Genomic DNA, 14,785 nt, shown 5'->3' with positions numbered 1-14,785 from the left:
ATTCCATTGCCATAAAATTAACCTCGTTGTGCTAAAGCCGCTAACAACTGATAAGGTTTACCACTGCGCATCATCGCAATCGCTTGTGCCGCATTAGCTGGTAAATCGTTGTGATCAAAAAGTTTCATTAACATGGCCACATTAACGGCAATCGCAGCTTCATTAGCCGGTTTACCACGACCTTGTAATATATCGGTTAAACTATCCCGATTTTGCTCTGGGGTACCGCCTTCAATATCTTTTAAAGTGTAAGTTGGTAACCCAAAGTCTTGGGGTGAAACATCATAATAGGTAATATTACCGTCGATAACTTCTGCCACATTACTCGTACCATGAATTGCCACCTCATCCATACCTGAGCCATGCACCACAATAGCGTGCTGATAACCTAACATACACAAGGTTTGCGCAATCGGTTCTAGTAAATCTCGATGATACACGCCCAGTAATATTCGTTTCGGTTTAGCTGGATTAATTAATGGCCCTAATATATTAAAAATTGTTCGTGTTTTAAGCTGTTGACGAATTGGCGCGGCATGACGAAAACCAGAATGGTATTGCTGGGCAAACAAGAAACAAACACCTAAATCATCCAGCGCTTGTCGTGCGATATCGGCAGACATATTCAGCTTAATCCCCAACGCAGCTAATACATCTGATGATCCAGATTTACTTGATACTCCACGATTACCATGCTTCGCCACTTTGAAACCTAATGCTGCAGCAACAAACGTACTGGCTGTGGAAATATTAATACTATTTGAACCGTCGCCACCGGTACCAACGATATCGGCAAAATCATAATCTGGTGTAGTAAACGGATCAGCATGGCTTAATAAAGCTTTAGCTGCACCAGCGATTTCTTGCGGTGTTTCGCCACGAACTTTCATACTAATAATGGCGGTAGCAAGTTTAGTAGGCTCTAATTTACCTTGAATTATTTGACTAAATAGCGTTTCACTTTCTGTTTGTTCAAGGGGTTGACCTTGATACAATTTATTTAAAATCGGTTGAATCAACCGTTCACTGGTTTGAGCTGCTGTTTTTTCCGGTGTGACGGAATCGGTTAACAAAATTGGCGGCGGCGTTAAAGCACATTCAATGGTTTGATTTAATAATTGTGCACCATTAATGGTTAAGATAGATTCAGGATGAAACTGAAAACCATATACACGATCTCGATCATTTCTCACCGCCATGACAATATTATCAAACATGGCATTGATCGTTAATGATTCAGGAATATTCTCACCTTTTAATGAATGATAACGTGCTACAGGTAACGGATTAGGTAAATCTTTAAACATCAATTTACCATCATGTTTAATCAATGACGCTTTGCCATGCAATATATCACCTGCTGGCACAATGGTGCCACCATAGGATTCCACAATCGCTTGATGCCCCAAGCAAATACCAATAATCGGTAATTGACCTTTTAAACGTTTTAATAGTTCAGGCATGCAACCGGCTTGACTTGGTGTACCAGGCCCTGGCGATAAAAACAGAATCGGATTATCAAGTTGAGACAGTTTATCAATGATGACTTGTGCCGGTAGGGTGTTGCGGTAAATTGTCACTTGATGCCCACTATAGCGGAGTTGATCTACTAAGTTATAAGTAAACGAATCAATATTATCAAGAAATAGAATATTCGCCATTAGAATTCTCCTGTGACATGATGTGCTTGTGCAATAGCCTGAATTACCGCACGGGCTTTATTACGAGATTCGTCAGCTTCGGATTGTGGATTGGAGTCTAACACCACTCCCGCGCCTGCTTGCACAGTGGCAATACCGTTTTCAACATACGCACTACGAATAACAATACAGGTATCTAAATCGCCATTAGCAGTAAAATAACCGATTGCGCCACCATAACTGCCACGTTTAGTTTTTTCTGATTCTGCAATCAACTGCATGGCTCGTACTTTTGGAGCACCGGTTAAGGTACCCATATTCATGGTTGCCTGATAGGCATGTAAAGCATCCAAATCGGTACGTAATTGCCCAACAATACGAGAAACTAAATGCATTACACAAGAATAACGATCCACTTTTAATAATTCTTTAGTATAACGACTCCCTGGTTGGCAAATTCTCGCTAAATCATTACGCGCCAAATCCACTAACATTAGGTGTTCAGCTAATTCTTTCTTATCGGTTCGCATTTCCAACTCTAAACGACTATCTAAATCATAATCGATAGCGCCTTGGGCTCTAACGCCTCGTGGACGAGTACCGGCTATCGGATAAATTTCCACTTGATTGGTCGATTGGGTATATTTTAGTGCACTTTCAGGCGAGGCGCCAAAAATCGTAAAGTCAGGATCTTGCATGTAAAACATATAAGGACTAGGGTTATTCTGCTTTAAAGTATGATAAGCGGCTAAAGGTTGCGGACAAGGTAAAGTAAAGCGTCGTGATGGCACCACCTGAAAGATTTCGCCTTGCTGAATTGCATCCTGCATCTTTTTCACAATGGTATTAAAATCATCATCACTGAGATTACAATCAATATCAATGTTAGTTAAAGATTGTTGTTGAATGGGTTTTAAAGGCTGTGCTAATTGTTGGCTAAGTTGCAATAACCGTTGTGTTAAACGCTCTTCTTCAGCTTGGTTTGGTGTAAATATACTCGCTTTTAAGGTGCTAGTAATATTTTTATGATTAATTTCCAATAAGGTTTCCGCAAGGTAGAAACAATAGTCTTGACAACGCTGCTCAGTAGCAAGAATTGGTAAATTTTCGAATCCAGCAACTAAATCATACCCAAATAATCCACCTAGAAATATAGCATCATTAGTTGCATCTGACGGTAATTTGACTAATTTCATCAGGTTACGTAATACATCAAAAACAGATAATGATTTTAAGCGTGAATCTTCATCTTGCACTTCATCAATTGGTGTAAAATTGATCGTAAGTGTTTGGGTTTCGGTGGATAATTGTTTTGTAACGTTTGTATTAAATGATTGTGCTAGTAACGGGAGTAATGTCGCGCCATTTTTCGTTAATGCTGCGACTTGAACTTGATGATTTAATGCGGTAATCCGTAGTGCTGAATCGATAATCATCACACTTTTAATACCTTGTTTATTATCAATTTCGGCTGACTCTAAAAGTAGTGTAGCATCGCGTTTTTCACAAAGTTGATTGAATATTTGGGTTGGATCGTTATTATAATGAACGATTTTTTTTAGTTGTTGCAACGTTGGCATTGTAATCCACTCCTTATTTAGATGAATATGGCATAAAAAAACCCAGTTAACTGGGTCAGGTTTTATTGATTATCGATTAAATCACATACCTCACCCGCCAAGTCAGGTTTGCCAACATAACGATATGTTTGTTAAAAAAAATATGAATCGTAAACCATGCATTTTGTTATTCTCAAGATTATTTTGTACTACTATACTAGTTCAGTGGTTGTTGTCAAGCTGTAAATCTTAGCCAAAATACCTTATTTAACCTGAATGTAAACTAATATAATTAATATTAGTTTACATTCAGGCTATTTTTAGGCATCATATTGCGGTTCACTAAAAATAAGAAAGGTCATTATTATGAAAAATCAGTCAACATATTGTTCACCATTTATTGACACCCTCGTGTCATTAACATCTTGGCAACGTAAATTACTTACAACATCAGTTGCTACACTATTTTTAGGCATAGCAGCTAACATCAGTATTCCAGCTTATCCAGTACCTTTTACTTTGCAATCATTAGCGGTATTGTTGGTCGGTGCCTTCCTAGGTCGTAAACTAGCAGCATTGTCTTTAATGCAATATTTATTTGTCGGAGCCCTTGGTTTACCCGTATTTGCTAATGGTAGTGGCGGTTTAGCAGCATTAATGTCACCTTCAGCAGGTTATTTATATGGTTATATCTTTGCGGCATATGTAGCAGGCTATGCTGCTGAACGTGGCTATGATCGTAAATTGTTAAGTGGCATTATTACTTTTGCCATTGCACATCAAATTTTATTTATTTTTGGCGTAGTTTATTTGAAATTTTATTTCCAAATCAGTTTATTTGAAGCATTTGAAATGGGTTATTTACCTTTTGTTGGTATTGATGCATTAAAATTCATTATTGCGACATTGATTATGTTTAGCTTATGGCGTCAAAGTGCTAAAAAATAATTTCTGTGTAGGCTGCATTATTTTTCAAAGCCTTGATAACGAGGATGAGTTTAATCATGCAGTTAGCTGCTCCGGTGCAACATTAGATTCGGTTAATATTGCGCAGATAAACCATGTTGGTTTATATATCGGTAATGGGCAAATCATTGAAGCAACTCAAAAACAAGGGGTGATCATGCGCCCCTTGTCCGCCTTTCTTGATGACGCTAATGAAAATGTGATTACAACCATTAATGAACCATCACTGATTGCACCAGCCATAGCGCGTGCTAAATCTTACTTGGGATTACCCTATAATTTTAGTTTTCATCCAGATGATAAAGGATTATATTGTAGTCAATTAATTACCCATGCTTTTAAAACACATCAAGGTAACGATTATTTTCAATGTTATCCAATGAATTTTAGAGATACTACCACTCAACAAATTCTGCCATATTGGATTAACTATTATGACAAGTTAAAACAAATCATTCCACATGATTTACCCGGTTCCCACCCACAACAATTATTACGACAAAGTTCATGTTTTGCGTCCATAATTCACTTAAAAACTCATGAAATGCTAACATTTGCTTGAGTATTCGGATACTCATCATATTGGATATTTTTACAGATAACTAATCGCAATATGTTTGACATTAAATCCATCGATTAATCTTAATTATGTACATCCATCTACGTAAACTAAATAGAGAAATTGAGAGAGCTATAGCAAAATCAGTCATCGTTATGGCACAAGATCTATTGAATCGATATCTTAGACAGATGCTAACAATTTAGCCACATTTTCGGTATGATATGTGGCAGATATTTTTGATTTAATGTAGGTTCACTAATGAAAACAGCATCAACAGCCATTTTTCCGGGTACATTTGATCCTATAACTAATGGTCATATTGATTTAATTACCCGGACAGCGTTGTTATTTCCACGTTTAATTGTTGCCGTAGCAGAAAGTCCCAATAAAAAGACTCTATTTACCTTGAATGAACGGGTTGAATTGGCAGAAAATTCACTTGCACATTTAGCGAATGTCGAAGTCATTGGCTATGCTAATCTAATGGCTGATTTTGCTAAAGCACATCAAGCTACAGTATTGGTGCGAGGCGTACGTACTACTTATGATTTTGAATATGAGCGACAATTAGCAGAAATGAATCGCAGCTTAAAACCTGATTTAGATACTATCTTCTTGATGCCTTCACTGGTAACAGGATTTATTTCCTCAACCATTGTCAAAGAAGTGGCGCTTCATCATGGCGACATTAGTGGTTTAGTACCAATTCATGTCAAGCAGGCATTATTAAAACGTGTTAGTTAAGTAGAATTGCTATGGTTTTATTTTATTCACCACCTAAAAAAACAGTTTCATCCAAAACAATCGATGTGACAATTCATGCCCTTGATGCGTTTGGGCAAGGTATTGCTGATTATCATGGTAAAACAGTATTTGTCAAAAATGCATTACCTCAAGAACAAGTCAAAGCAAAATTGACCGAAGATAAAAAGCAGTTTGCAAAAGCTAGTGTTATACAATATCAACGTAAAAGTCCGCAACGTATAACACCGCAATGTAACCATTATCAAAGGTGCGGTGGCTGTGAAATGCAACATATTCCAGAGCAATTACAACACGATGTTAAAGCTCAAGCCTTAGCGAATCTACTAAAAAAAGAGGCCGATTACACACTGGAAACAACAAACATTAATGTTATTGCAGCAACGCCCTATCATTATCGTCGTCGTGCACGTTTAGCAGTAATGTGGCAAAAAAATCAGTTATGGATGGGATTTAGACAAGTTGAATCAAATCAAATTGTCGATATAAAAATGTGCCCAGTATTAGTGCCAGAATTAGAACATTTATTGATACCATTAAAAAATTGTTTAACCCATTTAAAGGATAAAAAAGCATTCGGACATATAGAACTGCTCCATACTGAAAGCGGAAGCATGATAATTTTGCGGCATATCAAACCATTTTCTGATCAAGATATCACCACCTTAGTCACCTTTGCCAAACAACATGCGCTTAGCTTGTATCTTTTGGGGGAATCATTAGTTCACTATAGCGGTCCTCAGATGCACTATTATGACATTGATGGCTTAACTTTGACATTTAGTCCGCTGGATTTTATTCAAGTTAATAGCGAAATCAATCGTCAGATGATAGCTCAAGCACTTAATTGGCTTGATCTACAGCCAACCGATCAGGTATTAGATCTCTTTTGTGGCATGGGTAATTTTTCATTACCGTTGGCGAAGCGTTGCCAAAAAGTCATTGGCGTAGAAGGCGTTCCGGCTCTAGTTGAAAAAGCTAAGCATAATGCTATATTAAATCAGCAAAGTTTATTAGCCGAGGTCGATTTTTTTGTCAGTAATTTAGATGAAGTAACTAACCAACCATCTTGGTTCACGGCTGACATTAATAAGATATTACTTGACCCTGCTCGTGCTGGCGCTTACCCGATAATGGATAAAATTATTGCACATCAACCAAGCCATATTGTTTATATATCCTGTAATCCGGCAACGCTAGTCAGAGACAGTAAAAAACTAATTGAAGCCGGTTATCAAATTATGAAAGCTTCAATTTTAGATATGTTTCCACAAACTAAGCATATTGAGTCGATGCTACTGTTCATAAAATAAGGAACACAACTAATGGTATCAATACGAGAAGCACATCAATACAGTAACGAGCTTATTGCGTTAGAACAATTTGATGTTGAGCAATGGGCTAAACAAATCTTATGTTTAACCAATTCAAAATCGTATATCAAGTTTAAGTCGATATGGGATTTTTGTTTTGAGCATAGTGCTGGCTCACCTGAGCAAAGTGCCTATTTTCAATATGCGATTGAGATGGTGGAAATTTTATCTAAGCTTAATATGGACATTGATAGCTTATGTGCCGCATTAGTTTTCCCTTTTTTAGATGCTAAAATCATTCGCCATGAAGATATCAATGAAGAGTTTGATCGTGAAATCTTACATTTAGTGACCAGTATTATTCGTATGAAAGGTATTCGCCAATTAAGTGCAATTCGTAATGGTACGGCAACACTTGAACAGATTGATAGCATCCGTCGCATGCTATTAGCAATGGTCAACGATTACCGTAGTGTGATTATTAAACTGGCAGAGCGTATTACCTATTTACGAAAATTGATTAATGAACCTCGCGAAAAACAAATTCTGGCAGCAAAAGAGTGTTTCAATATTTATGCGCCGTTAGCTAATCGCTTAGGTATCGGTCAATTAAAATGGGAAATTGAAGATTTTTGTTTCCGTTATTTACATCCCGATGATTATCGTACCATTGCGAAAAACTTAAAAGAAAAACGACTTGATCGTGAACGATATATTCATGATTTTGTGGCAAATTTACAAAACATGATGGATCAAGACCATATTCGTGCTGAAGTTTACGGTCGACCAAAACACATTTACAGTATTTGGCGTAAAATGGAACGTAAACACTTATCCTTTGAACAACTTTACGATATCCGAGCTGTAAGAATTATTTGTGATAGAGTTGAAGATTGTTACGCCGCATTAGGTATTGTTCATAGCCAATATAAACATATAGCTAAAGAATTTGATGATTATGTTGCCAATCCCAAACCAAATGGCTATCAATCAATTCATACTGTTATCTATGGACCGCAAGACAAAACCATTGAAATTCAAATTCGCACTGAGCAAATGCATAATGATGCCGAATTAGGTGTTGCTGCCCACTGGAAATATAAAGAAGGCAGTACCGATAAAATGACAGCTTATGACCAACGAATTACTTGGTTGCGAAAACTGTTGGCCTGGCAACAAGAGATGTCAGAAAACGGTGAAATTCAAGAGCAAATCCGCAGCCAGGTTTTCGATGATCGGGTATATGTTTTCACGCCAAAAGGCGATGTTGTCGATTTACCGACTGGATCAACACCACTTGATTTTGCGTACCATATTCATAGCGATGTTGGGCACCGTTGTATTGGTGCCAAAGTAGGTGGACGGATTGTGCCATTTACTTATCAATTGAAAATGGGGGATGAGATTGAAGTAATTACCCAAAAACACCCTAATCCAAGTCGTGACTGGTTAAACCCAAATACTGGTTTTGTCAACAGTAGCCGAGCCCGAGCTAAAATTCAAGCTTGGTTTAAAAAACAAGATCGCGAAAAAAATATTGCGACAGGTAAAGATATACTTGAATCAGAATTAATACCATTAGAGTTAAATTTGAAAGATGTCGATAAACTGCTAATAAATCGTTACAACGCTCACACTTTTGAAGAAGTGTTAGCCGGGATTGGCAGTGGCGATATTCGTATTAATCAATTAGTCAATTACATTAATGCGCAATTTAATAAACCAACTGCCGAAGAAGAAGATCAGGCTGCATTAAAACAAATCACACAAAAAACCAATAACCTAAATAAAAACAGTAAGAAAAACAACAGTGAAATTATTATTGAAGGTATAGGCAATTTAATGATTATTATGGCGAAATGTTGTCGACCTATTCCTGGTGATGAGATCGTTGGTTTTGTCACATTAGGTAGAGGGATTTCAATTCATCGTGCCGATTGTGAGCAATTAATTGATTTAAAACAACATGCACCAGAACGGATTGTTAATGCAACATGGAATAGCAATACATTTAGTAGCTATACCATGGTAGTGAGAGTGATTGCTAATGATCGTAGCGGTTTATTACGTGATATCACCACGATTGTTGCTAATGAAAAGGTGAATGTTTTAGGCTTTTCCAGCCGACTCGATGCAAAAGGACAAGTCGCAACAATGGATATTGATATGCAAGTCAATAATCAAGAAGCAATCACACGGGTATTAAATAAATTAGCACAACTGCCAGACGTCATTGAAGCCAAAAGACTTACTAGCTAACATTTTAATAACCGACCGTTATTATTAATGATTTTGTGCAGGTTATTCTCTCGCTTATCGCACTGTTTGTTTCACCTTATAAGCAACAGCGCAATACATACAAAGTTGCGCTCAGACTGCCGAAGGTTTTTAAACGACCCCCTTATGCTCCTGCGTTCTGCAGCGCAGGGGTCAGGTCAAGGTAGTTTTGCAACTTATTTTTAATTATTAATCAATTGGTTATATAATACTATTTAGCTTTCTCACTTGCGGACTACCTAGTACAGCGATTGTCATAGAGTATTCGGCATGAATGCTAAATAAACTGTAAGCATATAGGATATACGATACGCGGAGGTTGATTAGTAAAATCGCTGAACTGAAGGAAGTCACCTAAAGAACTCTTGGTCGTGGGCGCCAGCGGGGGTATTAAAGTGCTAGCTTGAGCCACTAACTCCGACATGGGTAACATGTTAAATATTGTATTTTTGCCATTAGAATGTGAAATATTTAACACTTTTTAAGAAATTTTTGTTCAATGTGTTACAATAGATAATAACCGATTGTTTCTACATAATTTCCTAAAAAAACTTATTTAACACATTGCCTGGTATCCCTTTTCGTTTCTTAATTATCCTCAAATCATGTTTTATGATATGATAGTCGCCAGAACAATGAATAGATTTTGTATGTGATGTTATGCCCGCTTCATTCAATCCAACCAGACGATTATTAGTAAAAGGTATCGCTGCCGTTTGTTTATTATCTGCCACGCGTGTTGGTTTTGCCGCTCCCGCACAAATGGTTGCTGTACGGGTATGGCCTTCATCAACATATACACGAGTGACATTAGAATCAAATACGGCGTTAACGTATAAGCAATATATGTTAACTAATCCCAAGCGTTTAGTTATTGATATTGATGATCTCAACCTTAATGCCACATTTCGCAATATTTCCACCTTGGTGAAAACAGATGATCCTTATATTAAATTGATACGTGTTGGTCAATTTGATGCTAAAACGGTAAGGTTAGTGATTGAATTAAAACAAGATATCAAACCTAATTTATTTACCTTAAAACCGATTTCAGAATTTAAAAATCGTCTGGTTATTGACCTTTACCCTGCTCAAAATAATACTGGAGATGATGATCCTTTATTAGCACTTTTAAATGAATTTAATAAAGGACAATTAGATGACAATGAGCCGCCGGTGACAACAACGATTCAAAAAGATAAAAATAAAATTATTGTGGTTTTAGATCCTGGTCATGGTGGCGAAGATCCTGGCGCAATAGGTTACTATAAAACCCGTGAAAAAGATGTCGTATTACAGATTGCTCGCCGATTACGTGATTTATTGAAAAAGGAAAAAAATATCGCTGTACATATGACCCGTAATGAAGATGTGTTTTTACCTTTAATTGTGCGGGTTGAAAAAGCACGCGCATTACGTGCTGATCTGTTTATTTCGATCCATGCTGATGCTTTTATTAAACGTAGTGTTCGCGGTTCTTCGGTTTTTGCTTTGTCAACTAAAGGCGCCAGTAGCTCGGCTGCTAATTATTTAGCTCAGACCCAGAATGAAGCTGATGAAATCGGTGGTGTAAGTCGTAGTGGTGATCACTATTTAGATCATACGATTTTAGATTTAGTGCAAACAATTACTAAAAGTAATAGCTTAATTTTGGGAAACGCTATATTAAGTAAAATGAAAAATGTTAGTACGTTACATAATAGTCGGGTTGAAAAAGCTGGATTTGCAGTATTGAAAGCCCCTGATGTGCCTTCAGTCTTAGTTGAAACGGCATTTATCAGTAATCTTAATGAAGAGAAAAAATTGAAAACAGCAACCTTCCAAAATCAAATGGCTAAGGCGATATTTGAAGGAATCAAAGAGTATATTAAATTACGAAAAAAATAATTTAGGTATTTTGGCAAATTTTACTGACCTTTCATTGCAAAATTAATCCAAGACAGTCTCAACTCACGCCGTGTTGTGTCATTAGTTATAGAAAATAACTATATCAAATAATAATTAAATAGAATTATTCAATAACAAATATATTTGTTATCTTTAATTAAAGACAAAAATTAATCAATTAATTAAGGAAATAAATATGGCTACATCTGTTATTGGTTATCCAAGAATCGGTAAATTACGAGAACTTAAATTTGCAATTGAAGGGTATTTTAAAGGTGATAAAAGTCAAAATGAATTACTTGATTTAGCACAATCATTACGTAAAACTCACTGGCAAGATCAAAAACAATCTAACATTCGTTATATTTCTTCTAATGATTTCTCTTTTTATGATGCGGTACTCGATACAGCATGTTTACTTAATATCATCCCGAAACGTTATCAACAATTAGGTTTAGCTGAACTCGATCAATATTTTGCCATGGCGCGTGGTTATCAAGGTGATAAAGGTGATGTGCATGCACTGGCTATGAAAAAATGGTTTAACACTAATTATCATTATTTAGTACCTGAAATCGAAGAAGACACCGAAATTAAATTAGTGGGTAAAAAACCGTTCAATGAATATTTAGAAGCCAAACAATTGGGAATTGACACTAAACCGGTAATTATTGGTCCACTCACTTTATTAAAATTAGCTAAACGACCAAAAGGGCAAACTTACCAAACTTATGTGGCAGCAGTTGTCAAAGCATATCAAGATATTTTACATAATTTCGCACAATTGGGTGCCAGTTTAGTCCAAATTGATGAACCGATTCTAGTGACTGATCTAACTCAACAAGATATCCAATGTTTTGAAAACATTTATCAAACACTTTTAGCTGATAAACAAGTTAAGGTGTTATTACAAACCTACTTTGGTGATATACGCGATTGTTATCAGCAAGTGATTAATTTACCGTTTGATGCCATTGGTTTAGATTTTGTCGAAGGTAAATTAACCTTAGATTTGGTAAAAAAACAGGGTTTTCCACAAGATAAACTGTTATTTGCCGGTGTAGTAAATGGTAAAAATATTTGGCGTAATAACTATGCAAAAACATTAGCACTGCTTGAGCAAATTCAATCTATTACACAAAACATTGTGATTAATACCTCATGTTCACTGTTACATGTACCTTACACGTTACAAAATGAAACAAAATTAACGATTGCACAAAAAGCTTATTTCACGTTTGCTCAAGAAAAACTGCAAGAATTGGCGGAATTAGGTGAATTAGTAACACAAAAAAATCCAAAACAGCATGCAAATTATCAATCTAATCAAACATTATTTACACGTGAAAGAGAAGGCACTAATCAAACAATCCGTGATAAAGTTGCCGCCTTAACAGCGCAAGATTTTGTTCGTTTGCCGGTGTTTACTGAACGTGAAGCACTACAAAAGCAAGCGTTAAAATTACCACTGTTACCAACAACAACTATCGGTTCATTTCCACAAACCAGTGATGTTCGTTTAAATCGTGCTAAATTTAAGAAAGGTGAAATTACACTTGAACAATACACGACGTTCAATCAACAAAAAATTGCTGATTGTATTACGTTACAAGAAAAAATTGGTTTAGATGTGTTAGTGCACGGTGAATTTGAACGGAATGATATGGTGGAATATTTTGGTGAAAGCTTAAATGGTTTTGTATTTACCGAAAAAGCTTGGGTACAATCTTATGGAACACGTTGTGTTAAACCTCCAATCATTTGGGGAGATATCTCACGTTCAAAACCAATAACAGTTGCTTATTCGCAATACGCACAAAGTTTGACAGATAAACCTGTAAAAGGCATGTTAACCGGTCCGGTCACCATTTTAAACTGGTCATTTCCACGTGAAGATATTTCTTATAAAGACTCGGTATTCCAAATTGGTTTAGCCATTGCCGATGAAGTACTTGATTTAGAAAAGGCGGGTATCAATATTATCCAAATTGATGAAGCGGCATTAAAAGAGAAGCTACCATTGCGTAAAGCTGACTGGCATAGTGAATATTTAGATTGGGCGATTCCAGCATTCCGTTTAGTTCACCGAAAAGTGAAACCGACCACACAAATTCATACCCATATGTGTTACAGCGAATTTGACGATATTATCAAAGAAATTGATGATATGGATGCAGATGTTATTTCGTTTGAAGCCTCACGTTCCAATTTATCATTAATTGATGTATTAAAAGCGAATCATTTCAAAACTGAAGTCGGACCTGGTGTATATGATATTCACTCACCACGAGTTCCCTCTGTTGACGAAATTCGTCAGGTAATTGAAAAACTGTTAGCAAAAATCGATAAGTCAAAGCTATGGATTAATCCAGATTGTGGTTTGAAAACCCGTGGTGAATCAGAAGTCATTGCGAGCTTAACTAATTTAGTAAAAGCCACTCAGGATGTGCGCTTGGAGTTATAAAAATGAAAGTTAATCAGTTATTCAAAGATAAAACTGTATTGTCGTTTGAGGTTTTTCCACCTAAGAAGACCTCACCACTCGCATCGATTTACGGTACACTGCGGGAATTGGGTCATCTTAAACCTGATTTTATCAGTGTAACATACGGTGCTGGGGGCAGCTTAAACGGCGAAACGACCATTAATATTGCCCATGCAGTTAAACATACTTATGGTATTGAAAGTGTAGCGCATTTACCAAGTATTAATTTTAGCAAAGAAGAAATGATAACACTCATTGAACAGCTGAAATTAGCCGGTATTGATAATATTTTGGCTTTACGGGGTGATATCACCCCGGATGTAAAACCAAAACAAGATTTCCGCTATGCCAGTGAATTAGTTTCATTTATTAAGCAACATGGCGATTTTAATATTATTGGTGCATGTTATCCGGAAGGCCACACTGAAGCCGTAACTGTAAAACAAGATTTAATTAATCTTAAAGAAAAAGTAGATGCGGGTACCGATCAATTGATATCACAGTTATTTTTCGATAATGATTATTTTTATGTCTTTCGTGACAAAGCTGCTGATATGGGAATTCATGTACCGATGGAAGCAGGGATTATGCCTGTCGTAAATAAAAAACAGATCGAAAGAATGATTGCTATTTGTGGCGTGAATTTACCGAAGAAGTTTAAACAAATGATGGAGAAATATGAACATCATCCCGAGGCATTCCGTGATGCTGGGATTGCCTATGCGATTGATCAAGTGGTAGACTTAGTCTCCCAAGATGTCGATGGCGTACACTTATACACCATGAATAATTCCTTGATCGCTCGACGAATCCATGAGGCTGTCGCTTCGTTATTTACAATTCCTAAACACCCCACTGTTAAAGTATCCGCTTAAGTTAGTTTAACAAAATAAGTATGGGTCATACCGACCCATTCCCAACAATTAAGTTGTTGATTTTAATACACTTTTAAAATATATTAAAGAAATATTATCTATGTTCAGTTTATATAACAATCAACGTATATTACTTAAAATAATATCAACATTTTATGGAGCATAAAAATTGGGATAGAGAATATAGACGTAATAAAGAAGAATTGGTTGCGGGGGCTGGATTTGAACCAACGACCTTCGGGTTATGAGCCCGACGAGCTACCAAGCTGCTCCACCCCGCGTCAAAGTTGCGACTATAATATAGTATTTTGAAAATATTGCAATATTTCTCTCTCATTTATTTCGTCTTTTTATAAAATTATTCGATTTTTTATCAGAAAAATCGATTAGTTGCCAAGTTAAATGATAATAAAAATAGGATATGTTAGACTGCTAAAGTCTAATTATTAATTTAATTTT

At 36.3% G+C, this 14,785-nt stretch carries 10 protein-coding genes and 1 tRNA gene; 8 read left to right on the top strand and 3 right to left on the bottom strand.

The annotated features are described in order from the left end of the window. Positions 1-17: 17 nt before the first annotated feature. Both trpD and FcAc13_RS11710 read right to left on the bottom strand, forming a co-directional pair. On the bottom strand, positions 18-1,661 hold the full coding sequence (trpD, locus tag FcAc13_RS11715; RefSeq protein WP_187756397.1) for a bifunctional anthranilate synthase glutamate amidotransferase component TrpG/anthranilate phosphoribosyltransferase TrpD: 1,644 nt from the start codon (positions 1,659-1,661) through the stop codon (positions 18-20). After that, positions 1,661-3,220, bottom strand: coding sequence for an anthranilate synthase component 1 (locus FcAc13_RS11710; RefSeq protein WP_187756396.1), 1,560 nt, complete (start codon positions 3,218-3,220; stop codon positions 1,661-1,663). Before FcAc13_RS11710 ends, trpD begins: the two co-directional genes overlap by 1 nt. Before the next feature lie 345 nt (positions 3,221-3,565). On the opposite strand from FcAc13_RS11710, the gene FcAc13_RS11705 reads away from it, so the two are divergent. The 8 genes from FcAc13_RS11705 (at position 3,566) to metF (ending at position 14,326) form a co-directional block, all read left to right on the top strand. Continuing rightward, a complete protein-coding gene (locus FcAc13_RS11705) occupies positions 3,566-4,147 on the top strand; it encodes a biotin transporter BioY (protein WP_187756395.1) in 582 nt (193 codons plus the stop codon). Continuing rightward, positions 4,134-4,727: a YiiX/YebB-like N1pC/P60 family cysteine hydrolase gene (locus FcAc13_RS11700; RefSeq protein WP_187756394.1), complete on the top strand. Its 594-nt coding sequence runs from the start codon at positions 4,134-4,136 to the stop codon at positions 4,725-4,727. The genes FcAc13_RS11705 and FcAc13_RS11700 overlap by 14 nt, the downstream gene beginning before the upstream one ends. A gap of 258 nt (positions 4,728-4,985) precedes the next feature. Next, complete coding sequence (gene coaD, locus FcAc13_RS11695; protein WP_187756393.1) at positions 4,986-5,471, top strand: pantetheine-phosphate adenylyltransferase; 486 nt, start codon at positions 4,986-4,988, stop codon at positions 5,469-5,471. A gap of 11 nt (positions 5,472-5,482) precedes the next feature. Further along, positions 5,483-6,802 (top strand): 23S rRNA (uracil(1939)-C(5))-methyltransferase RlmD, encoded by a 1,320-nt coding sequence (gene rlmD, locus FcAc13_RS11690; RefSeq protein ID WP_187756392.1) that lies wholly within the window; start codon positions 5,483-5,485, stop codon positions 6,800-6,802. Positions 6,803-6,814: 12 nt separating this feature from the next. Then, on the top strand, positions 6,815-9,061 hold the full coding sequence (gene relA / locus FcAc13_RS11685) for a GTP diphosphokinase (RefSeq protein WP_187756391.1): 2,247 nt from the start codon (positions 6,815-6,817) through the stop codon (positions 9,059-9,061). A 678-nt stretch (positions 9,062-9,739) separates the two neighbouring features. Continuing rightward, positions 9,740-10,966 (top strand): N-acetylmuramoyl-L-alanine amidase, encoded by a 1,227-nt coding sequence (locus tag FcAc13_RS11680; RefSeq protein ID WP_187756390.1) that lies wholly within the window; start codon positions 9,740-9,742, stop codon positions 10,964-10,966. A gap of 196 nt (positions 10,967-11,162) precedes the next feature. Next, on the top strand, positions 11,163-13,430 hold the full coding sequence (gene metE, locus FcAc13_RS11675) for a 5-methyltetrahydropteroyltriglutamate--homocysteine S-methyltransferase (RefSeq protein ID WP_187756389.1): 2,268 nt from the start codon (positions 11,163-11,165) through the stop codon (positions 13,428-13,430). Between the two features lie 2 nt (positions 13,431-13,432). Beyond that, the gene (gene metF / locus FcAc13_RS11670; protein ID WP_187756388.1) at positions 13,433-14,326 is read left to right on the top strand and encodes a methylenetetrahydrofolate reductase [NAD(P)H]; all 894 of its coding nucleotides are present in this window, start codon (positions 13,433-13,435) and stop codon (positions 14,324-14,326) included. A 204-nt stretch (positions 14,327-14,530) separates the two neighbouring features. Here metF and FcAc13_RS11665 read toward each other — a convergent pair. Continuing rightward, a tRNA-Met gene (locus FcAc13_RS11665) sits at positions 14,531-14,607 on the bottom strand. Positions 14,608-14,785: the final 178 nt, after the last annotated feature.

Source organism: Frischella japonica (genome assembly GCF_014489845.1).
In the GTDB taxonomy this organism is placed as follows: Bacteria; Pseudomonadota; Gammaproteobacteria; order Enterobacterales; family Orbaceae; genus Frischella; species Frischella japonica.
This window is presented reverse-complemented; position numbering and strand designations above follow the sequence as displayed.